21 protein-coding genes are annotated in these 21,449 nt (G+C 59.5%); 15 read left to right on the top strand and 6 right to left on the bottom strand.

Going from position 1 to position 21,449, the window contains the following annotated elements; translation table 11 throughout:
* The first annotated feature begins 243 nt into the window (after positions 1-243).
* From SFU85_12215 to hemH, 12 genes are all read left to right on the top strand, one after another.
* Positions 244-2,778, top strand: a complete 2,535-nt coding sequence (locus SFU85_12215) for a DEAD/DEAH box helicase family protein (GenBank protein ID MDX6767541.1) — start codon at positions 244-246, stop codon at positions 2,776-2,778.
* A gap of 9 nt (positions 2,779-2,787) precedes the next feature.
* Positions 2,788-5,262 carry an N-6 DNA methylase gene (locus tag SFU85_12210; protein ID MDX6767540.1) on the top strand — a complete coding sequence of 825 codons (2,475 nt, stop codon included), beginning with the start codon at positions 2,788-2,790 and terminating at the stop codon, positions 5,260-5,262.
* Between the two features lie 3 nt (positions 5,263-5,265).
* Positions 5,266-6,015 carry a hypothetical protein gene (locus SFU85_12205; protein MDX6767539.1) on the top strand — a complete coding sequence of 250 codons (750 nt, stop codon included), beginning with the start codon at positions 5,266-5,268 and terminating at the stop codon, positions 6,013-6,015.
* 7 nt (positions 6,016-6,022) lie between these two features.
* Complete coding sequence (locus SFU85_12200) at positions 6,023-6,493, top strand: hypothetical protein (GenBank protein MDX6767538.1); 471 nt, start codon at positions 6,023-6,025, stop codon at positions 6,491-6,493.
* Positions 6,494-6,497: 4 nt separating this feature from the next.
* Positions 6,498-7,112, top strand: a complete 615-nt coding sequence (locus SFU85_12195) for a GIY-YIG nuclease family protein (protein MDX6767537.1) — start codon at positions 6,498-6,500, stop codon at positions 7,110-7,112.
* A gap of 86 nt (positions 7,113-7,198) precedes the next feature.
* A complete protein-coding gene (locus tag SFU85_12190) occupies positions 7,199-7,897 on the top strand; it encodes a DUF433 domain-containing protein (protein MDX6767536.1) in 699 nt (232 codons plus the stop codon).
* Complete coding sequence (locus tag SFU85_12185; GenBank protein ID MDX6767535.1) at positions 7,894-8,298, top strand: hypothetical protein; 405 nt, start codon at positions 7,894-7,896, stop codon at positions 8,296-8,298. The genes SFU85_12190 and SFU85_12185 overlap by 4 nt, the downstream gene beginning before the upstream one ends.
* 75 nt (positions 8,299-8,373) lie before the next feature.
* Positions 8,374-9,438 (top strand): hypothetical protein, encoded by a 1,065-nt coding sequence (locus tag SFU85_12180; protein MDX6767534.1) that lies wholly within the window; start codon positions 8,374-8,376, stop codon positions 9,436-9,438.
* Positions 9,439-9,491: 53 nt separating this feature from the next.
* Positions 9,492-10,196: a methyltransferase domain-containing protein gene (locus SFU85_12175; GenBank protein ID MDX6767533.1), complete on the top strand. Its 705-nt coding sequence runs from the start codon at positions 9,492-9,494 to the stop codon at positions 10,194-10,196.
* On the top strand, positions 10,193-11,269 hold the full coding sequence (locus SFU85_12170) for an FAD-dependent monooxygenase (protein ID MDX6767532.1): 1,077 nt from the start codon (positions 10,193-10,195) through the stop codon (positions 11,267-11,269). The genes SFU85_12175 and SFU85_12170 overlap by 4 nt, the downstream gene beginning before the upstream one ends.
* A 66-nt stretch (positions 11,270-11,335) precedes the next feature.
* Positions 11,336-11,917, top strand: a complete 582-nt coding sequence (locus SFU85_12165; GenBank protein ID MDX6767531.1) for a YkgJ family cysteine cluster protein — start codon at positions 11,336-11,338, stop codon at positions 11,915-11,917.
* Between the two features lie 91 nt (positions 11,918-12,008).
* Positions 12,009-13,025 (top strand): ferrochelatase, encoded by a 1,017-nt coding sequence (gene hemH / locus SFU85_12160; protein ID MDX6767530.1) that lies wholly within the window; start codon positions 12,009-12,011, stop codon positions 13,023-13,025.
* On the opposite strand, the gene SFU85_12155 is transcribed toward hemH, so the two are convergent.
* The 6 genes from SFU85_12155 to SFU85_12130 form a co-directional block, all read right to left on the bottom strand.
* Positions 13,022-13,924: a helix-hairpin-helix domain-containing protein gene (locus SFU85_12155; GenBank protein ID MDX6767529.1), complete on the bottom strand. Its 903-nt coding sequence runs from the start codon at positions 13,922-13,924 to the stop codon at positions 13,022-13,024. The two genes, hemH and SFU85_12155, sit on opposite strands and share 4 nt — an antisense overlap.
* Before the next feature lie 253 nt (positions 13,925-14,177).
* The gene (gene cobA, locus SFU85_12150; protein MDX6767528.1) at positions 14,178-15,656 is read right to left on the bottom strand and encodes a uroporphyrinogen-III C-methyltransferase; all 1,479 of its coding nucleotides are present in this window, start codon (positions 15,654-15,656) and stop codon (positions 14,178-14,180) included.
* Entirely contained in the window at positions 15,653-16,561 is a 909-nt protein-coding gene (gene hemC, locus SFU85_12145; GenBank protein ID MDX6767527.1) for a hydroxymethylbilane synthase, read from the bottom strand. Before hemC ends, cobA begins: the two co-directional genes overlap by 4 nt.
* On the bottom strand, positions 16,558-17,079 hold the full coding sequence (locus SFU85_12140; protein MDX6767526.1) for a hypothetical protein: 522 nt from the start codon (positions 17,077-17,079) through the stop codon (positions 16,558-16,560). Before SFU85_12140 ends, hemC begins: the two co-directional genes overlap by 4 nt.
* Before the next feature lie 47 nt (positions 17,080-17,126).
* Entirely contained in the window at positions 17,127-18,296 is a 1,170-nt protein-coding gene (locus SFU85_12135) for a class I SAM-dependent rRNA methyltransferase (protein ID MDX6767525.1), read from the bottom strand.
* A 90-nt stretch (positions 18,297-18,386) separates the two neighbouring features.
* A complete protein-coding gene (locus SFU85_12130; protein MDX6767524.1) occupies positions 18,387-19,556 on the bottom strand; it encodes a KamA family radical SAM protein in 1,170 nt (389 codons plus the stop codon).
* A 94-nt stretch (positions 19,557-19,650) separates the two neighbouring features.
* Between SFU85_12130 and SFU85_12125 the strand changes: the two genes are divergently transcribed.
* The 3 genes from SFU85_12125 to rpsO all read left to right on the top strand — a co-directional run bounded on the left by SFU85_12125 (position 19,651) and on the right by rpsO (position 21,260).
* Positions 19,651-19,905, top strand: coding sequence for a glutaredoxin family protein (locus SFU85_12125; protein ID MDX6767523.1), 255 nt, complete (start codon positions 19,651-19,653; stop codon positions 19,903-19,905).
* Positions 19,905-20,900, top strand: coding sequence for a 2-enoyl thioester reductase domain-containing protein (locus SFU85_12120; GenBank protein MDX6767522.1), 996 nt, complete (start codon positions 19,905-19,907; stop codon positions 20,898-20,900). Before SFU85_12125 ends, SFU85_12120 begins: the two co-directional genes overlap by 1 nt.
* Positions 20,901-20,996: 96 nt before the next feature.
* The gene (rpsO, locus tag SFU85_12115) at positions 20,997-21,260 is read left to right on the top strand and encodes a 30S ribosomal protein S15 (protein ID MDX6767521.1); all 264 of its coding nucleotides are present in this window, start codon (positions 20,997-20,999) and stop codon (positions 21,258-21,260) included.
* The last annotated feature ends 189 nt before the right edge of the window (positions 21,261-21,449 follow it).

Here is a 21,449-nt window from a genome sequence, read left to right as displayed (position 1 = left end):
CCGCCCAATGGGCCCTTGATTAGCTAAGGGCCCATCCTCATTTTTCTCCTAAAGCCCTACGCCACCCTCCGAATACATCAAATGCGTTGACTTTAAGCCTCATACTCGCCCAGTTAAAGTTGGCCTTATTCACCGAGATCTCTGGCAAGTCTGCTCCTCAAAATCGGAAGGGAGAGGCTCCATTCCTATTTCCCCGTTGGCAACCGGTTAGATTCCCTTACACTAGTGGGCATTCCGCAGCTCATGCCTTCCGAAGCCGCCGCCCGTATCAAAATCAATAAGCTGCTCGAAGCAGCAGGATGGCGCTTTTTTGCCGATGCCAACGGCCCGGCAAATATCCAACTCGAACCCAGCGTAACCCTGAAATCCCAAGACCTAGACGCCTTGGGAGTAAACTTCGAAAAAGCGGGCAAGGGATTCATTGATTTCCTCCTACTGAACGAGAAAGGCTTTCCCTTTTTAGTGCTCGAAGCCAAATCCGAGGAGAAGAACCCTCTCGTCGGGAAGGAACAGGCCCGCAAATACGCCAAATCACAGAATTGCCGATTTGTCATCCTGTCCAATGGCAACCTGCACTACTTCTGGGACTTGGAACGGGGCAATCCCTACATCATCACCACTTTCCCCACCCCCACCTCCGTCACCGGATATCAGAAGTCCACCCCCAACCCCCAACGCCTCATCGATGAACTCGTGGGCGAAGACTATGTGGTGCTTACCCAGCGCCCGAATTACGCCTCAGAGGCCGCGTGGAAAAATGAAACCGAACGCCCCGGCTTCATTGAAGCCAACAGCCTGCGCTTCCTCCGCCATTACCAAAAGAAGGCCGTCGCGGCGGTCCAATCGGCCGTCTCCAAGGGTCAAGATCGGTTCCTCCTTGAAATGGCCACTGGAACGGGAAAAACCCTCGTTTCCGCCGCCATCATCAAGCTATTCCTGCGCACAGGAAACGCCAGCCGGGTTCTTTTCCTCGTTGACCGTCTCGAATTGGAAGACCAAGCCCTTAAGGCCTTTAAAAGGGTTCTGGCCAACGATTACAAGAGCGTCATTTACAAGGAAAACCGAAACGACTGGAGACACGCCGAAATTGTCGTCAGCACGGTCCAGTCCTTCCTGCACCACAACAAATACCAGGGTCTCTTTTCCCCCACCGATTTTGACCTCGTCATCTCGGACGAAGCCCACCGCTCCATCGGCGGCAATGCTCGGGCGGTCTTTGATTACTTCATCGGCTACAAGCTCGGCCTGACCGCCACGCCCCGCGATTACCTGAAAAACTTCAATAAGGCCAAACCCACCACCCGTGACCCCCGGGAGTTCGAACGCCGCCTCCTCCTCGACACCTACCGAACCTTTGGATGCAGCGATGGCCAGCCCACTTACCGTTACTCCCTGCTCGACGGGGTCAAGGACGGTTTTCTCATCAATCCGACCGTGGTCGACGCGCGCAGCGAAGTCACCACCCAACTTCTTTCGGACGACGGATTTGTCGTCGAATTCAAGGATGATGCGGGAGACGACGTCAAAGAGGCCTTCAGCCAGCGTGAATTCGAGCGACGTTTCTTTTCCGAAGCCACCAACCATCTCCTCTGCAAAACCTTTCTCGAAAATGCCCTCCGCGATCCCGTCAGTGGAGAAGTTGGGAAATCCATCATCTTCGCCGTCAGTCAAAACCATGCCGCCAAACTGGTCCAGATCCTCAACCAAATGGCCGACCGGATGTTCCCCGGAAAATACCAGTCAGACTTTGCCGTCCAAGTCACCTCCCAGGTCGAAGGAGCCCAGCAACACACCATCAACTTCACCAACAACAACCTCCTCGGTTCGGGCCATTTCAACCCGTCCTACAAAACCTCCAAAGCCCGGGTCTGTGTCACCGTAGGCATGATGACCACCGGCTACGATTGCCCGGACATCCTCAACCTCGGCCTCTTCCGTCCCATCTTCTCCCCTACCGACTTCATCCAGATCAAAGGGCGTGGCACCCGGCCTCACGACTTCCGCGAAAAGGTCCACGACCCCGCTCTCAGGGAATCCATAAAGTCCCCCCACAAAACCACCTACAAACTTTTCGACTTCTTCGCCAACTGCGAATACTTCGAGGAAAAGTTCCCCTACGACCTAGTCATCCAGTTGCCCAAGCCCGGGACCGGCGTTGAGCCCGGTGGCGGAGGAGGAGGCCCGGTTATCGACGGCGCCTATGAACATCTGGGAAGTGACATCCTCGCTTCCATGAAAGAGGAGCCCATCGGCACCGAAGGCATGAAAATCGATCGCATGTTCTTCGAGAAGTTCGAAGATACCGTGCGGGGGAATGATTTCATTGCCGCCTCCATTGAGTCTGGTCAATGGGATCGGGTCATCGACTACGTCAATCGGGAACTTTTCGATAAACCCACCGAATACTACTCCCTCGATAAGCTCCGCCGTGCCGCCGCGGTCGACCGCCGTCTCACCCTGCGGGAAATCCTGGAAAAAATCTTCGGCCTCATTCCCCGCTTCAAATCCAAGGACGAATTGCTCGAGGAGGAATTCTCCAAATTCGTGGCTGACACCAAACCCGAGGAGGCCGAGGCCATTCCTGCTATCAAGAATTACTTCAAGGCCTATGCCACCAGTGGACGGGTCCGGGATATTATCGACGGCGGGCACTTGACCGATCTGGCCACCCACGCAGCTTTTTCCACCAAGGATTTCAAGGCCGTCCCGGCCAAATACCGCACCCTCATCCCCGAATACATCAAGGACTATGTTTCCTTGAACCAATTCGCCGCCTAGAATCCCGCCATGCTCGACACCGATACCAAACGCCGCATCGACACCGCCCGCGACATCCTCGTCGGCAAGGTCCCCGACCCCAAATCCCAGGTCGAGCAGATCACCATCGCCCTCATCTACAAGTTCATGGACGACATGGACGCCGAGTCCGAGGAACTCGGCGGCAAACGGAAATTCTTCACCGGCGACTATGCCCGCTACGGCTGGGCCAAGCTCATGGCGCCATCGCTCGGCGGCCACGAAATGCTCGGCCTCTACAGCGAAGGCATTGCCAAGATGCCCGAAAACCCCGGCATACCCGCACTTTTTCGGGACATCTTCAAAAACGCCTACCTCCCCTACCGCGATCCCGAGACGCTCAAGGCCTTCCTCAAAATCATCGACGAGTTCCGCTACGACCACAGCGAGCGCTTGGGCGACGCCTTCGAGTATCTCCTCAGCGTACTCGGCTCCCAGGGCGACGCAGGACAATTCCGCACCCCACGCCACATCATCGACTTCATGGTTGAAGTTCTCGACCCACAAAAGGGGGAAACTATCCTCGACCCCGCGTGCGGAACTGCCGGATTTTTGATCTCCGCCTACAAGCATATCCTCCGAAGCAACAAGGATGCGAAAGGGCATAGCACCTTGACCCCGGATGACAAAGCCCGCCTCGCGCAAAATTTCAAGGGCTACGATATCTCGCCCGACATGGTGCGCCTCTCCTTGGTGAACCTTTATCTGCACGGCTTCACCGATCCCCACATCTACGAATACGACACCCTCACCTCCGAGGAGCGATGGAACGAATTCGCCGACGTCATTTTGGCCAACCCGCCCTTCATGTCCCCGAAGGGCGGCATCAAGCCCCACAAACGTTTTTCCATCCAGGCCAAGCGCAGCGAAGTCCTCTTCGTGGACTACATGGCCGAGCACCTCACTCCCAGCGGCCGAGCCGGCATCATCGTCCCAGAGGGCATCATCTTCCAGAGCCAGACCGCCTATACCGAGCTGCGCCGCATGTTGGTGGACACCTGCCTCGTCGCCGTCATTTCCCTGCCTGCGGGTTGCTTCAATCCCTACTCTGGGGTGAAGACCAGCATTCTCCTCCTCGACAAGAGCCTCGCCAAGCAGGCGCGGACCATCGCCTTCTTCAAAGTGGAGAACGACGGCTTCGGCCTCGGCGCCCAGCGCCGCGCCATCGAGAAGAACGACCTCCCACAGGTCCAGGTCGAACTCACCGCCTACCTCGAAGCCCTGCGCGCCAAAGCGCCCACCGACACGCTGACCCTCACCACCGGCCTGATCGTGCCAAAGGAAAAGATCGCCGCCAACGGCGACTACAACCTCAGCGGCGAGCGGTATCGGGAGGGTAGAGCCCGTGAGCACCAGTTTCCATTGGTCAGGATCGGAGACGTGTGCGCGGTCAATCCGAGCAAGAACAAGGTGATGGCAAGGAGCGCAGACACGCGCGTTTCCTTCGTCCCGATGGCGGACCTCAACGAACATCGGATTTCATTTCAGGCCAGCGACGAGAAGGCCTTGTCCGAGGTTGGCGCGAGCTACACCTACTTTGAGGACAACGACGTTCTGCTCGCCAAGGTCACGCCTTGCTTCGAGAACGGCAAAGCCGGAATTGCCCGCGACCTCGTCAACGGCATTGGGTTTGGTTCCAGTGAGTTTTACGTCCTGCGTCCGAGCGCCCAAGTGCTGCCCGAATGGATATACTTCTGCGTAATGCATCCACTCTTCCGCGAGAGTGCCGTTGCCCAAATGACGGGGACTGGCGGATTGCAGCGCGTGCCTCGGGATTACGTCGAAAACTTCCAAATCCCCCTTCCTCCGCTGGAGGTGCAGAAGGAGATCGTGGCGGAGATCGAGGGCTACCAGAAAGTCATCAACGGCGCCCGCGCCGTCCTCGACCACTACCGCCCCCACATCCCCATCCACCCCGACTGGCCGATGGTGGAGTTGGGCGAGTGCGTGGAGATTTTGGACAGCAAACGTCGTCCCATAACGAAATCCGACAGAAAGCCCGGCCCGTTCCCTTATTACGGGGCCACTGGCGTGCTAGACTATGTGGAGGATTATCTTTTCGATGAACCCCTTGTCCTCGTGGGGGAAGACGGTGCGAAGTGGGGAGCCCACGACAAAACGGCATTCGCCATTTCTGGTAAGACTTGGGTAAACAACCATGCCCATGTCTTGCGTCCTGTAAGAACTATACTTCTCGACCTTTACCTTATCACGGCGCTGAACGAAATGGACCTCAGTCGTCACATTACCGGCGTCACAGTTCCCAAGCTCAATCAGGAAAAGCTGCGCGCTATTCAAATCCCACTCCCACCGCTCGCCACGCAGCAAGCCATCGTGGCCGAGATCGAGGCCGAGCAAGCACTGGTGGCAGCCAACCGCGAACTAATCACCCGCTTCGAGCAAAAGATCCAAACCATCCTCGCCCGCATCTGGGGCGAAGAAACGTCCACCACCCCAGAGGCTTGAGCCATGGAAGAAGCGCTCGAACTTGGCAACTACCTACCGCTCTCCTTCAAAACCCGGAGCGAGCAGGACTACATTCAGTTTCTATGGGAGGCCTTTGAGTCCAACTACAATGCTAATAAATTCGAATTCGCGAGCCTAGCGTTTCACCTACTCTACATGAGCTACGTTAGCTTCTCGATTTGGCAGATACGTCTTGCCCGAGAAGCAGACTTCAAGAAGGCGCTGATCGGATTCCAAATTGAATCTGAAATGAAGCTCTTAGAAGCAGACAGTCCTTTCAAGTTCTACGATAAACTGAAGGAGTCTCAAATTTTCCGATTTCTGAAGCTCATCGGCTGCGAAAATGCCCAAGTCAGTGAATTCGCAAAGTTCGTTAAGCGCAGAAACAAAATCGCGCATCCAAGTGGAACTGTGTTCTTCAATGACAAAGACAGTATCGACCGGGAAATCGGTCTGATGATGCTGGAAGTGACGAACATCGAGGAGCACATGCGCCCGATCATCTTGGAACTTTACGCCTGCTTCCTCGAAGAGAGCAACGACCCCGACGACCGCGAGTATTCCGAAGACACCGACCAAATCCGCGAAGTCCTCATCCACGCCCACTACCTCTCGCGCAAAGACATAGAAATCTGTGCCACCTTCGACTGGCGCGCTCAAGAGAATTTGGAGATGCACACCAACGCCCCCGGCATTGAGTCTCTCCACCAAACCCTTTGCATCACTTTTGCCGCAACCAGTTCTGCAACCTGATCGAACGATGAAAAAGATTTCTCGCTATACCCAGTTGCTCGAGGACGACAATCAGTGCATTGAACGTCTTCTGAAGAAATGGAAGCCCTCAGTCTTCGGATTGAGTGAAAAGCAATACGAACAGGAACTCCAATCCTGGCTTCAAGTCCAGCTTCTTGATGTTCCCATAGTTGCCCAATACGGCATCGCCAAAGGCAAGGCCGATCTAGTTATCCAAGATTCCCACGTCATCGAACTCAAACTGGCGTTCGAGTCTGATAGCGTGGCTGAATTCGACCGCTGCATCGGGCAAATGGAACGTTACAAACAGAAATGGGTCAATAAAGACGTCGGACCTGTCTATCTGGTCGTCGTCGGTGAATCCGACACCGAATTCCGCAACCTTCTGCACACTTGGTTTAAAGAGGTAAACGACAAACTTACAGATGAGTTCTTCGGAAAACCCAAGTTTTATCTCATCGAAAAACGGCCAAATTGACTATATGGCTTCCGGAAACATCGCCGCCACGCGAGCAACTACCACACTCAGCCCGAATCTTGACCGATTTGTGGCGTCACTTGGCAAAGCGAACTCCACTTGGAGGGAGACATCCATTACAGATTTAGCTGATGTGCCAAGCTATCCCGGCATTTATGTTTTTGTATTCCCTATATCTGAACTCCCCAAATCAAAAATTATCATTCTTCATGGCCGAACCAGTGGAAAGAAGGCCAACAAAAAGCAAATCCAGTTTCAATTCAGCTACACCGCGAACCCACTACGTAAAGGTGCTGGCGGTGTCATCTACGTTGGCAAAACATCCAATCTAAAGAAACGCCTGAAGGGCCATTTGTCTGAAAATGTTCGAGCGACCACCAACCAAGTTCTCAGGGGACTGTCCGGTCAATCTTCGCATGGGGTCAGCAAAAGCCATTTACATAGAGCCAAGCATCTTCTTTCCAAATGGGGGGCCGTATTTTACCTGGAGCACAAGCACGACGATGAAATAACTACACTCAAGAATAACGGCATAAGCCTGGTTGCAGACCGAGACCTTCTTGAAATCAAATTGATCGCCAAATACGCCCCGCCATTCAACATCAAAGCAGAGCGCTAGCCTCCCTTCACTTGTATCCTATTCAAGGCGTGCTATTTACAGGTTTTCTTGTCTACTCGAAGCCAATCTTCTAGATTGTAACAGCAATGGTCTCCCTTCCAACACCCACTCTCAGTTCCGGCGCCTACACACTGCCGGATGCCGCGCGTTTGCTCGGGCTCCCCCTTGCCCGCCTCCGTTCGTGGGTTCGGGGCACTTCCTTGAGGCCCGTAGAAGGTTCAGTCGCCTCCTCGCGCCGCTTGCCAGCCGGGGAATTTTCCACCCGGGGTGAGGGTCGGGACCGACATTTCAACTTCTTCACTTTGATCGAGTTATTCTCCATCGCCCAGCTTCGGGGTCACGGCGTGTCCATGACCACCCTCCGCCAAGCCCGCAAGGAACTGGGTTCCCGTTTCCAGACTCCCTACCCGTTCGCCCTCCAGGGTTTGATGACCGACAAACGCCGATTGCTGAAAGAGATGGGCCATCAAGTCTTGCTCGAACTGGGTTCCGGAGGACAGGTGGCTTTTGAAGCCCTGATCGGTCCGTTTTGTCACCGGATCGACTTTGATGCCTCCACACGATTGGCCGCCCGCTATTTTCCCATGGGACGCGATCACCAGATTGTGGTTGATCCCAGACATGCTTTTGGCCGTCCTGTGGTATGCGGAACCAATATCACCACGGAAGCTCTCGCCTCCTTGATCAAGGGCGGAGAAAAAATTGAAGACATCGCTGATGATTTCCGTCTGGACCCTGGCGCGGTGCAGGAAGCTTGGCGGTTCGAAACCCGCCAGGCTGCATGAGAGTTTATTTCGACGAAAATTTTTCTCCCCATTTAATCGCCGGATTTCGGACCTTCCAAGAAGGCCGTAAAGGGGAGGATTTTGAAGTTTGCTCGGTCGTGGAGGAATTCGACCGGGGAGCGGCAGATGAAGATTGGATTCCCGAGGTAGCCAAACGCCACGGAGTCATCATCACCCAGGATATCAACATCCACCGAACCCATGCCCAGTGGCAGCTTTGCCAAACCCACAAAGTGGGCGTGTTTTTCATTAAACCCCCAAAAAAGATGGGCTGGTCCTATTGGGATATCATCCGACTGACTATGAAATGGTGGGATGAAATCAAGAGACTATCCCGTGAGGAAACCCGCCCATTCGGTTGGATTATTGAAACCACCAAATCGAAAATGTCCAAATTGTAGTGCTATCGTAACGAATCTTTATCCCACACCCTTCTTGCGGTGCGGATAAGGCACGCTAAGCTTCGGAACTCACATATGCGCGTACTCGTCACAGGCATGATTGCCGGCATGGATGATGCCGAATACCTCAACAAGGTCGTCGCCCTCGGCCAAAAAAACCACCGCGACATCAAGGTTTTCAATGCGGTCGAGGCCTTCACCAAGGCGGGCAAAAAACCCCTCGAACGCCTCCTCGGCACCACCGACTATGTCTTCGAACTGACCCGCGAGCGAGAATACGAACGCATCGGCTTCGAAATCGAGAAGCACAAGTATCAGGACGTCATCGTCCGCGCCCCCGCCACCGTCGAGTGGAACCGCATCAACCGCAAGTTCAAGGACCAACGCTACATCCGCGACTTCATACGGCCGGACCTCATCGTCACTCTCATCGACGCCGAGTGGCTCATCAAAGCCAAGCTGGAGAGCCCCCAGGTGGACGACCCCTTCCTCCAGTCGCTCAAGGACCGGAGCCACACCCTCTACGAAATCCTCTCCTGGATGCATGAGGAAGTCAGCTTGTCGGAAGATTGGGCCAAATACATGGGCGTGCCGCACTACGTCGTCGCCACCGGTGAACCCCCCGAGTGCCTGTACAAACTGACCGCCTACCCCAACCCCTGGGTCGTCTACGCCAGCTACTCCATGACCTACGCCACCCCGGATATGCGCCTGGAGGTCAACAAGGTCATCGACCGCCTGCGCGACTACGCCGTGGTCATTGATCCGCAAACCGTCGAAATCGGCACCAACTACGACCAGGAAACCCAGGCCAACCGCGAGGCCATCTACGCCTACACCGTGCACCGCGACCTCCACTGGTATGTCGGCAAGGTCCACGCGGTGGTGGCCATCCACCCCTATCCGGAACGCCCGCCGCTCTCCGCCGGGATGATGGACGAACTCGGCCACGCGCGCGATTACATGAAGGCGCGCTACATGATTTTCCCCAAAGGGTTCAGCCCCTTCACCACCGACAGCTACATCGAGAAGGGCCACCTCTTCGAACAGGCCGACGAATTCTTCCACCACTTGGAAACGGTGGAAGGACGGAAGAAATTCAGCGACGACTTCAAGCTCCAGGGCAATTTCTTCATGTAGACCCGTCCGCGGCCTTCGCCTCGCCTAATTGAAAAAAGCGGCTACCTTCGGGCATGGCATTCCCCAATCTGCGCAGCCGCTTTTATGACCCCGGCTGTGTCGAGGAAATGGACCGGCCCGATGTTGTCCCGGACGTCCTCAAGCGCGACCTCGAGAACCTGCGCACGCTCAACCGTTGTTTCGGCGGACTCGGCGCCGCCCGCTTCGCCTGCAGGCTGGCGCAATCGCTTCCCGCACCGGTCATGTCGGTCCTTGATGCCGCCTGCGGCGGGGGCGACCTAACCAAACTCCAGCACGACATTCTCGCCCCCAGACGAAGCGTCGCCATCGACCTCCACCCCACCACCCTGGAATTGGCCCGGGAGCACGCCGCTGATCCAACCATCGACTTCCAATCGGCCGACCTGCGCGCCCTGCCTTTCCCCGATGAAAGCTTCGACCTCGTCACCTGCCACCTCGCCCTGCACCACTTCCCGGATGACGAAGCCGTGACCGTCCTGCGCGAATTGGCACGGATCGCACGGCGTCTGGTCGTGGTCAGCGACCTCGAACGCAACCCCATGGGCTATGCCGGAGTCTGGTTGGTGGTGCGGTACTGGCTGAACGACCCCATCACCCGCCACGACGCCCTCCTGTCCGTGCGCAGGGCGTGGAATAGAGGGGAATTCGCCGCATTGGCCCACCGGGCCGGCTGGAAATCCGCGCAGCACCGCCCCCTCCCCTGGTTCCGCCAGGCCTTGTGGTGGCACAAGGCATGAATGCGCCCCTCCATCACGACCTGCTCATCCTCGGCGCCGGACCGGCCGGATCGATGGCCGCGCTCGTCGCCGCACGGGCCGGCCTGTCGGTGGCCGTCATCGACAAGGCCCGTTTCCCCCGGCCCAAAATCTGCGGCGATTGTCTCCACCCAAGCGTTTGGGATATCTTCCGCCGCCAAGGGCTCGACACCTCGTTCTCCCTCCTTCCCCATCAACCGCTGACCCGGCTGCGTCTTTCCTCCGATTTCAACAACCCCTTGGAGTTTGTCCGCAGCGCACACCCCGACGGACAGCGTGCGGTGTCCCGCGAAAATCTCGACCACTGGCTCATGAAGGAGGCACAACAGGCGGGCGCTTCCTACTTCACCGAAACCACGCCCCTTTCTCTTTCCCTGGAAAAAAACGGTACGCTGCTGACCGACCGGGGTGAATTCCGGGGAAAGGTCCTGGTCGGTGCCGACGGACGCAACTCCTGGCTCGCGCGCGTCTCCGGACTTTCCCGTCCGAATCCGCGCTGTCCGCGCGTGGCCTGGCAGACCTCCCTCGACTGCCCGGGGGCCGACGATGCCGTGCACATGACTTTTTTCCCCGAGGGCTACTTCGGGCTTGCCCGCAACGGCACCGGTCCGGCCAACCTCTGCATGGTCCTGCGTACCGACTCCGGCGTCCATCCCTCGGAAATCGCCGCGCGCTACTTCCCCGGGAGCGGAGACCTCGATTGGCACAGCGTCCACCCCATCGCCCGCGCCCCGGCTCGGCCATCGTCGGGAAACATCCTGCTCGTCGGGGACGCCGCCCGGGTGGTCGAACCCTTCACCGGCGAAGGCATCGCCCTGGCCCTGGCCTCCGGCGAGTTGGCAGGAAAATTGAGCGCCCAAGCCGTCCACCATCAAACCATCGACCGTCTTTCCCTCGAATACCAAGCCGCTCACCTCGCCCTGTATCGCGGCCTCTCCTGGCAGAATGCTCTTACCCGATGGCTAGGCATTCATCCATCCTGGGGCTGCCGGACCGTCCGGTGGCTGGGCCAACGACCCGGTCTGGCCCGCCGGATTTGCCAGCCCTTCCTTTGAACAATCCAACACCGGGCACCCACTACGCGCTCGAATCCCGCCAAAGTTGCATTACCCTGCATGATCATGAATGCGCTCCTGTGCGATCTACGTGCGCTGTTTTCCCAAACGGACCAGGCCACTGAAGCCTTCGCCCGCGCTTCGGGGATCACCTGCCCGCCCGGTTGCGGGGCCTGTTGCCACTCGCCGGAGGTGGAAGCCTCGGAATTGGAGATGCTCCCGATGGCCGATCACCTGGTGCGAACCGGTAAAGCCGAAGCGACCTTGCGCCAATTGCACGAGCATCCGGACGCCACCACCTGCGTGTTCTTCGAGCCCGTCGCCGGATCGGATACGGCGGGACGCTGCGGGCAGTATGCCCAGCGCCCCCTCCTCTGCCGCCTCTTTGGCTTTGCCGGCCGACGCGACCAAAACGGCACTCCCCAATTCACTGCCTGCCGCATCCACCAGCAAACCTGCCCCACTGCCGTGAGCGAATCCACCCTGCGGGTGGCGCGCGGGGAATTGCGCCCACCGCTCTACACCGAGGCCACCGATGCCCTCTGGGCCCTGCATCCCGAAATCGGCTTCGACCGTTTCCCCATCAATCAGGCCCTTCGCCGTGCACTCGAACGCCTCCTCACCCGCATGAGCTACGAAAACCCCTGAACATACAGCACGAAAACAAAGTGCCCCCCCGGCCCCGACCGTACATTTCCCGGTTCGCATTTCTGAAAACTCCTTTTAGCCTGTTTCCACCATGTCTTCCCGCCGTGCCGTTTTCCTGGTCAACCTGGGGTCCCCCGATTCCACTTCCATCCCCGATGTCCGCCGCTACCTGAATGAGTTTCTCATGGACGACCGGGTCATCGACGTGCCCTGGTTGCTCCGCCGGATCATCCTGAGCTGCTTCATCCTTCCCTTCCGCCCGAAAAAATCCGCCCACGCCTACGAAAACATCTGGACCCCGGAAGGTTCACCGCTCGTCGTCACCAGCAAAAAACTGCAAAAACACCTCGCGGAAAAAATCCCCCTCAAGGTCGGCCTGGGCATGCGCTACGGAAATCCCTCCATCCGTCACGGACTGGAAGAATTGCTCGGCGATTCTTCGCTGGAGGAAATCTTCATGATCCCGCTCTACCCCCACTACGCCATGTCCTCTTTCGAGACCGTGGTGGTCAAAGCCCGCGAAGTCATGAAGGAACTCGGATCGAAGGTGAAACTCACGGTCATCGACCCTTTCTACGACGACCCTCTATACCTCGACGCCCTGGAGGCCTCGATCCGTCCCCACTTGGAACAACCCTGGGACCATTTCCTTTTCAGCTACCACGGCATCCCCAAACGGCACCTGTGGAAAGGCGATCCCTCCAAGGCCCACTGCATGAAGGTCGAGGATTGTTGCAACGTGGCCTCCGCCGTACACAAGGTCTGTTACCGCCACCAAAGTGTCCACACCACCAGGTCCATGGTCCAACGCCTTGGGCTGCGGGAGGACCAATACACCACCTCTTTCCAATCCCGCCTCGGCAGCGAGGAATGGTGCGTGCCCTACACCGACCAGACCATCACCCAGCTGGCGCAGAGCGGGGTCAAGAAGCTGGTCGTGGCCTGCCCGGCCTTTGTCTCCGACTGCCTGGAAACCATCGAGGAAATCGGCATGGAAGGCCGCGACAATTTCCTCGAACACGGCGGCGAGGAATTCCGTCTCATTCCCTGCCTCAATGAACACCCGAAATGGGTCGAGGCGCTGGCCGCTTGGAGCACGAAGACCTAGCGGAATACCAGCAGCGGCCGCAGTTTTTCCAGCGTCGCCGGACTGATGCCGCGCACCCGGGTGAGTTCCTCCGGGTTCTTGAAGGGTCCCTTGGCGCGTTCCTCGATGATGCGCAGGGCCATGGCCTCGCCGATTCCCGGCAAGGCCATCAACTCATCCCGCGACGCCGAGTTGGGGTTGACCGGTTGCGCGGGGGATTTTTTCCCGCTGCCGGTGGCCAGATCCAATTCGGCATCCTCCTGGCGCTCGGCCAGGCGTTCCTTGGGCAACTCGGTCCAGTTCGTCAAGGCCCAGATCCCGCGCTTCTCCGCCGCCGCGGCCAGTTCCAGATCCCGCAAGTGTTCGCGGTAATCATCCGCCGAAAGCCGGTCCGGCGTCTGGCGATAAACCCCGAAGGCCCTCGCCAGTCCTTCCTCGACCAATTGTGCGGCCAGGTCCCGTTTCTCCGCCGTCTCCACAAAGGCGTAAACGCGTGAGTAGTGGCTGTCCCCCCGCCCGTCGGCGAAGGCCGTGTGGATGACAAAAGGTTTGGCCAGAAGTGTCTTCACCCGCGACGCCGCCTCCGCGCCAAAGCCCTTGGCCCGGGCAATGGAGGCTTCGGCCGGTCCCGAAGCCAGGCCGAAATAACGCCGCTGGGTCCTCAGTCGCCGGGCATCGGAGTCGTCCTTCACATGCCATTCCATACAATCCGCACCGTAAAGCCGCACCGTCTGCTCCCGGCCGTCGGGCAACCGCACCGGGAAGCTGTCCCCATCGGACCAATCAACTTCGATCAACGTGCAGCCCTCGAAGCGCTGCAAGTCGCCACTGGCCGTTTTTTCCGCAGGAGCAGCTGTGACAATCAGAGGCAAGAGAACCAGCAGGCCCCAAATGGTCCGTCCACGATCCAAAAGCATCATGATGAAAGCGTGGTCCAGAAAACGGCAAACTCAAGGCTTGGGACTGCTCCCCCATGTCGTAAACACGGCCTCAGATTGCAATTTGCCTACATAACCAAAGCCCATGGACTGAATGACAAAATCAACGGGGGGGGGCGATCCGCCTGAGGCGGACTGCCGAGCCGGTTTGATGCCTGTCTTCCAAGGGCGGCTCAGCCCCGCACCCTTGCGGGGGAGCCAGGAGTTTCGCCCTTCCGCACCATGAACAAGGGCCTTAAACCGACAACGATCCCACCAGCGCATCCAGCGTGCTCTGCGGGGCCTGCACGTGCACCGGAAAACCCATCCGATCCATGGCCGCCGAGGTCACGGGCCCCAGACTGGCGTAACGCAGGCCTTCCTTGGGGTAATCCAATCCCAGCGCGGCGAAATTTTCCACCGCCGAGGTGCTGCAGAACAGAATCCAGTCCGCCCCTTCCGTGGTCAACCTGCGGATGCCGCCCTGGGTATCGCCGGTCTCGGGGACGGTGTCGTAGACCTCGATGCGCCGCACTTCGCACCCATGCGGCTTCAGGCCCTCCTCCAAGTCTCTCCCCGCCTTGACTCCGCAGGGGAAAAGGATCTTCTTCCCGACTTCGCTGGAAGGCCAGGCCCTGACGAGATCGACCGCGCTGAATTTCGACGGCATCAGGTCGACCCCCAGGTGAAAGTCCCTGACCCGGGCGGCGGTGGATGGACCGATGGCCGCGATCTTCCGGCCGGCCAGCGAGCGGATGTCGTGGTGGGCGAGATACTGCCGGAAAAAATGTTCCACCCCGTTCGGACTGCTGAAAACCAGCCAGTCACCAAATGGAAGGGGATCTTCCCAGCGTTGACCGTCGGTTTTCGGCACGATGCGGATGGTCGGGAGATCGATCACATCCGCCCCGCGTTCTTCCAGTAATTGGCGTAATTTGTTTTGATAGGTGAAGGTGCGGGTCACCACCACCTTCTTCCCAAACAAAGGCCGGCGCTCGAACCACGAGAGGGTGTGGTGCAATCCGGCCACCCCGCCCACCACCACGATGGCGGGGGCCCCCAGCCCGGATCTCGCCACTTGGTCGGGCAGGGATGCGATGGTGCCCATGATGGTCCGTTGACGGGCGGTCGATCCCCAGTGGATGAAGGCGGCCGGGGTCTCTGCGGGACGACCGGCGTTGCGCAATTTTTCGCAGATCGAAGCGAGGTCTTTCACCGCCATGAACAGAACAAGTGTGGCCCCGGAATCAGCCAGGGCCTTCCAATGGACCTTGGATTCCCCCTCGGCGCTTTCATGTCCGGTGACAAAGGCCACACAGCCCGAGTGATCGCGATGGGTGAGCGGGATGCCCGCGTAGGCCGGCACGGCATAACCCGCAGTCACACCCGGGATGACTTCGTAAGACAGGCCCGCCGCCGCCAAGGCTTCGGCTTCCTCACCTCCGCGTCCGAAGATGAAGGGATCCCCCCCCTTCAAACGGACCACCCATTTGCCCGCTGCGGTGTGTTCGACCAGGAGGCGGTTGATCTCCGCCTGGCCCAGGGTGTGTTGTCCGGCACGCTTGCCCGCGTCGATTTTCAAACAATCCGGACGGACCCATTCGAGAAAGGTCTGGCTGGCCAGGGCATCGTAGACCAGAACCTCGGCCTTCCGCAGAACTTCAACGGCCCGCAAGGTGATGAGCCCTGGATCGCCCGGGCCGGCCCCCACCAGATAGCAGATGCCTCCCTTCATGGTCCCCTGAGTTGGGCGGCGAGCGCCCTCACCCCCTGCTCGGCTTCATCCCAGCGGCCAGAGACTTCGCCCTTCCTTCCCTGGGGCTGTCCCTCATGATAAAACACCGCCCTGAGGCGGAATCTTCCACCATCCTCCGGTTCATCGGCCAGCGCTCCCAGCGGGACATGGCAACCGGCCTCCATCGCGACCAGGAACGCCCGTTCCAAACCGACCCGTCTCCGGGTGGCCGGATCATCGAGTGCCACGAGGAGACCGAGGGTGTCCGCATCATCCGCCCGCGCTTGCAGCGCCAGGGCACCCTGCCCCGGTGCCGGCAACATCCACTCGGTCGGCAGATCCTCCGCCACCAGACCGGAAAGATCCACCGGCAGACGCGTCAACCCGGCCCGGGCCAGGATGATCCCATCCCATGACGCATGCTCACGCAAGCGCATGATCCGGGTGTCGATGTTGCCGCGAAGGGGGACGAAGGAGGCTCCGGGATAACGTTCCACCCATTGGAGGCTGCGACGCAGGCTGCTGGAAGCCAGGGTCATCCGTTCCTGCCCACCCAGAACACCCAACCCGCGGCGCGAAATCAGCACATCGGCACATGAGGCGCGGACAGGGACTGCGGCCAGGACCAAACCCTCGGGCATGGCGGCGGCCAGATCTTTCGCGCTGTGCACGGCAAAATCGACCTGCCCGGCCAGCATGGCTTCCTCCAATTCCTTGGTGAAAATGGCCTTGGTGGATTCCACCGGCTTGACAGGACCGGCCTGCATCTGGTCGCCCGTGGTGGTGATGCGGACCAGTTCCACCTTGAGACCGGGATGGGCGGCTTCCAACGCGCGGGCAATCTGGGTGCTCTGGGCCACCGCCAGCGGACTGCCCCGGGTGCCCAGTTTCAGTGCCTCCTTCACGGATTGGCCTCCAGCGCTCTCCCCGCGGCCTTTACCAATCCCTCAAAATCCGACGCGCTCTCGGAACGGAACGCCACCTTCCCATCCTTGCCAAAGACCACGACTCTTTTTTTGTCCGCCGGCTCGTCCCACCCCACCGCTTGGCAGACTTCACCCTTGAAATCCGCCACCGCGCTGACATCGGGTCTGGGATTGTTGTGATTGCCATTCGCACGATAGGCAGGCGCGATGCGCAGCGCTTCCATGTCGAGATCCTTTTGCATGCGGCGAACAGTGTAGCCCTTGGCCCAATCGGCCATCGACTTGCGCAGATCCACCAACACGACCGAACGAAAATCGGGGCGGCCCTGGAAAACATCCAGCGAAGCCCCGGCCTTCCTTGTCCATTCCTGCATCGCCGGGTTCGAGTAAATCACCACCGTGACGCGACCGGGTTCATCCAATCGGCGTCTGACCCCATCCGCATCGGTGACTGAAAGGGCAGCCGAAGCGGAAGCGGTGCCCCACCCGAGAATCACAAATCCCCAGACAATCAAAAATCTGAAATCAGAAATCTGAAATCTCCTCACTCCACCACCTCCAGAATATACCCGCGCAGGTATTCGCTTTCATCATGGTGAAGCAATACCGGATGGTCGGCGGGCTGGCCCGTGCGGTGGAGCAGGCGGACGCCGCGACCGGCGTCATGGGCGGCCTGGGCCAGCATTTCACGGAACATTTCATAGCCAATGTGGTGCGAGCAACTGTAGGTGGCGAGAATGCCCCCGACGGGGAGGATCTTCAGTGCACGGAGGTTGATCTCCTTGTAGCCGCGCAGCGCCCCCTCGACCCGGTCCTTGCCAGGGGCAAAGGGCGGTGGATCGAGGATGATGAGGTCGTAAGCACCCGGATGGACCGGCTTGAGGGCATCGAAGACATTGGCCTCGATGAATTCCACGCCCAAACGGTTGTGTGCGGCGGTCAGACGACCGGCGGCAATGGCCTCGGCCGAGGAATCCATCCCCGTGGCCGTGGCCGCACCGGCCCGTGCGGCGTGCAGGGCGAACCCGCCCTGGTTGCAGAAACAATCCAGGACACGCTTTCCCCGGGCCAACGATGCCACCAGGATGTGTTGTTCCCTCTGGTCCAGATAAAGCCCGGTCTTCTGCCCTCCCAGCGGATCGATATGAAACTCCACTCCACCGACTGACAACCAGAAAGGGGGCCAGCTGGGCGGCTCACTGTGCGCCGGACCCACGGGCAGTCCTTCCTTGGCCCGCACCGGCAAGTCGTCGCGCCACACCATGGCCAGCGGAGAAAACCGGTCCTGCAGGTGTTCGGACAACAAACCCCGCCGTGCTTCCATCGCCAAAGTCGAAATCTGGATGACCAACACCTCACCGTAACGATCCACCACCAAACCGGGAAGACGGTCACTTTCAGACCAGACCAGGCGGCAAACCGCTTGGTTGCCGCGATGGTGGATGGCTTCGTCCAAGCGCGAATGGAAAAGGGCGGCATCCAGGTCCTCGGCCCGCTTGGAGTAGCGACGCCAGACAATCTGTGATCGCCCGTTGTAGATACCGCTTCCGAGCAGTTTACCACGGGCATCCCGGCAGACCGCCACACCACCGTCGCACGAGGCGGGGAGCAGGTTTTCCACTTCCCCGGCAAAGACCCAAGGGTGGCCTTCCTGCGCACGGGGCCTGCGCCCCGGACGGAGCCGGAGCGTGGGCAGGTGGTCGGAATCGGTCATGGGCCGGATAGCCTACACAAGCGGCGGTCCTGATGGAAAGCGGATGTTGGCCGTTCTAAAATACGAAACGCCCTCAGATCCCGGCACGATCTAACCGCAACCGCAACCGGTCTTCTTCTTGGGCATCGCCGTGACGTTACCGACATCGGGATACTCGTAAATGTCGCCACGGTAATTGCGCAACACGACCCGTTCCCCTGTGCGGGCGATGATGTAATCCGGGTTGAGGGGGATCTTCCCGCCGCCCCCCGGGCCGTCGACGACATACTGCGGCACGGCATAGCCGGTGGTGTGACCCCGGAGCTTGTCGATGATCTCGATGCCTTCCTGGATCGAGGTCCGCAGGTGGGAGGTACCGAGGATGAGGTCGCACTGGTAGAGGTAATAGGGACGCACGCGGCAATAGACCAGTTTGTGGATCAGTTCCCTGAGAATTTCCACCGAGTTGTTGACCCCTTTGAGGAGGACGGCCTGGTTGCCCAAGGGAACCCCCGCATCCGCCAGGCGGCCCAGGGCCTCTTTGACTTCGCTGGTGATCTCCTTCGGATGGTTGGTGTGCACGCTCATCCAGACCGGATGATACTTGCGCAGCATGGCACAAAAGTCCGGGGTGATGCGCTGCGGCAGGAAGATCGGGACGCGGCTTCCGATACGGATGAACTCGATGTGCGGGATCGACCGGAGTCGCGCAAGGATGCCCTCCAGCTTCTTGTCCGAAAACAGCAGCGGATCCCCGCCGGAAAGCAACACATCGCGGATTTCAGTATGGGATTCGAGGTATTTGTAGGCTTCCTCGAAATCGGTCTCCAGTTCCTGCTCCCCCACCCCGCTGACCACACGGCTGCGGGTGCAGTAACGGCAGTAGGAGGCGCAACGGTCGGTGACCAGGAAAAGGACGCGGTCGGGATAGCGGTGCACCAAGCCCGGGACCGGCATGGTGCCGTCCTCGCCGCAGGGATCGGCCATTTCCTCGGGCGCCGTCTGGGTTTCTTCCAAAAGAGGGATGACCTGGCGCCGGATCGGGCAATGGGGGTCCTGGGGATCGATCAAGTTGAAGAAATGGGGGGTGATGCCCATGCCAAGCTTGGTGGAGGTGAGGAGCACTCCGGCGCGTTCCTGGGGCGTGAGGGCCATCCGCGATTCCAACCCCTTGAGGTCGGTGATGCGGTTGCGGAGCTGCCAGCCCCAGTCATTCCATTGCTCGGGAGTGACCTCGGGCCAATGGCCGGGGTAGGAAGGAGTGAATGAGAGCTGTGCCAATGAGTGCCCTTGCCGAATCAAACTACAAACTAATAACGCGAACCCCTTTGTCAAATAATTGGAAAAGGGAGCATCGTTGCCTATGTTGGCCTACATGTCTGATACGAATCCCAAACTCTACGTCAAAACCGGTTGCCCTTGGTGCGCCGAGGCCATCGAATTCCTCGACAAGCACCGGATCACCTATCAAAAAGTGACGGTCTCGAACAATCCCGCGGCCATGGATGAAATGGTGACGCTTTCCGGCCAAACCAAAGCCCCTACTCTCGACTGGCACGGAGAAATCCTCGCCGACTTCGGCGCTGCCGAACTGGAACCTTTCCTCCGCCGTCTGAAAGCCCTTACCTGATGGACGCCGCCACCTCCAGCGCACTGGTCATCTCCCGCTTCGGCGATCCCTCGGAGGTTCTGGAACTCCAAACCCGACCCCTGCCCGCCCCCGGTCCCGGCGAACTCCGGTTGCGGATGAAGTTCGCCCCGATCAATCCCGCCGACTTGAATCTCATCGAGGGCACCTACGGCATCAAGCCTCCCCTTCCCGCCGTCTGCGGCAACGAAGGTCTCGGCGTCGTCGAGGCCATTGGCGCTGGAGTCACCGGCTGGTCCATCGGCGACCGGGTCATCCCCCCGGGCGGCACCGGAACCTGGCAGGAATTTGCGTTGGCCCCGGCGGACCGGGTGTTCCGGGCCCCCGAAGGCACCTCGGACGAATTCGCTTCCATGCTTTATGTCAACCCGCCCACGGCCTGGTGCATGCTGCATGATTTCGTTGCCCTCCAACCCGGCGATTGGATCATCCAAAATGCCGCCACCTCGGCGGTGGGGCGCTGCGTCATCCAGATCGCCCGTGCCCTCGGCTGGAAAACCCTCAGCGTCGTCCGGCGACCCGAAGTCATCGCGGAACTGACGGCCTTGGGCGGCGATGCGGTGGTCGTGGAAGACCCCGCCCTGCCAAAACGCCTCAAAGAGATCACCGGAGGGGCCCCGATCCGTCTGGCCCTGAATGCCGTGGGCGGCGACAGCGCCGGAACCCTGGCCAAGTGTCTCACCCAGGGCGGCCAACTCGTGACGTATGGGGCCATGTCCAAGCAACCTCTCAAGCTGGCCAACGGCCTCCTCATCTTCAACGACCTCCACTGCCACGGGTTCTGGCTGACCCGCCGCTACCAGCAGCGCCCCCGGTTCGAAACCGAGGTGATCTACGACCGCCTGGGAGAACTTCACCGGGCCGGCCAGTTGCAAATCCCGGTGGAGAAGACCTTCCGCATGGCCGAATTCCAGGAAGCCCTCCGCCTCGCCCGCCAGGAATCCCGGGGCGGCAAGGTGCTCCTCTCCCTTGCCTGAGGGGCAGGCGCCCCCCGCCCGCTGCGGGGTTGTAGATGGCCGAACATAAGGGTATTGACACCCGCAGCCTTCGCCTGCACTCTTTTTCACTCATTTATGTCCAAAGCAGAAACCACCACGATCATCGCGGAAACCCGCCTCCATGAAGGCGATACCGGCTCGGCTGACGCGCAGGTCGCGATCCTGACCCATCGGATCAATCATTTGACCGACCACCTCAAGACCGCGGTCAAAGACCACAGCTCACGCCGTGGCCTCATCCGCATGGTCAGCAAGCGCCGCCGACTCCTCGATTACCTCTCGCGCACCGACAAGGGCCGCTACGAGGGTGTGATCAAGAAGTTGAGCATCCGCAAGTAACCCGAACCCAAGCAACTCCCAACCCGGAACGGCACACAGGGAAAGTTTCAGAGAACACAACAGGGCCGTCGATCCCCCGCGCCAGATTGGCTGCCGACCCTGCTTTGCTCTCTGTCTTTCCACCGCCGCCGGGTTGGAAGGGCGGGCCCGTCCCGCCCCCATAATACCACCAACCCCAGAAAGACCCCC

This window comes from Candidatus Methylacidiphilales bacterium, from assembly GCA_033875315.1.
Taxonomy (GTDB): domain Bacteria; phylum Verrucomicrobiota; class Verrucomicrobiia; order Methylacidiphilales; family CAZTYG01; genus JANRJG01.
The sequence above is the reverse complement of the archived record's forward strand: the minus strand, read 5'-3'. Positions and strand labels throughout refer to the sequence as shown.